Raw genomic sequence first — 520 nt, forward strand, 5'->3', positions numbered from 1 at the left:
CTGATACTGATTCTGAAACTGATGCAGACTGAGATGCTGACGCTGACGCGCTCGCTGACTCAGACGCTGATACTGATTCTGATGCGCTCGCTGACTCTGATGCTGACGCTGACGAGCTTGCTGATGCTGATGCAGATGCAGACTCTGATGCTGATGCGCTCATTGATTCAGATGCTGATGCTGATGCAGACTCTGACGAGCTTGCTGATGCTGACGCTGACGCGCTTGCTGATGCTGATTCTGATGCGCTCACTGATTGTGATTCTGAAACAGATTCTGACGCTGATTCGCTCAAGGATGTAGATGTTTCTTCTGACTCTGATGCACTCACTGATTGTGATTCTGAGACTGACTCTGATGCAGACTCACTTAATGAGGTAGACGTTTCTTCTGATTCTGATGCCGACTCACTTAGTGAAGTTGAGGCTTCTTCTGACTCTGATGCGCTCACTGATTGTGATTCTGAAACGGATTCTGACGCTGATTCACTTAATGAGGTAGATGTCTCTTCTGATTCAGA

General features: G+C 47.7%; 1 protein-coding gene. It reads right to left on the bottom strand.

Annotated features, from left to right (window positions below):
* On the bottom strand, positions 1 to 520 hold a 520-nt coding region (locus K1J10_RS10690), incomplete at both ends, for a hypothetical protein (RefSeq protein ID WP_223357362.1).

Origin of the sequence: Streptococcus australis (assembly GCF_019930045.1) — a bacterium.
GTDB lineage: Bacteria > Bacillota > Bacilli > Lactobacillales > Streptococcaceae > Streptococcus > Streptococcus australis_D.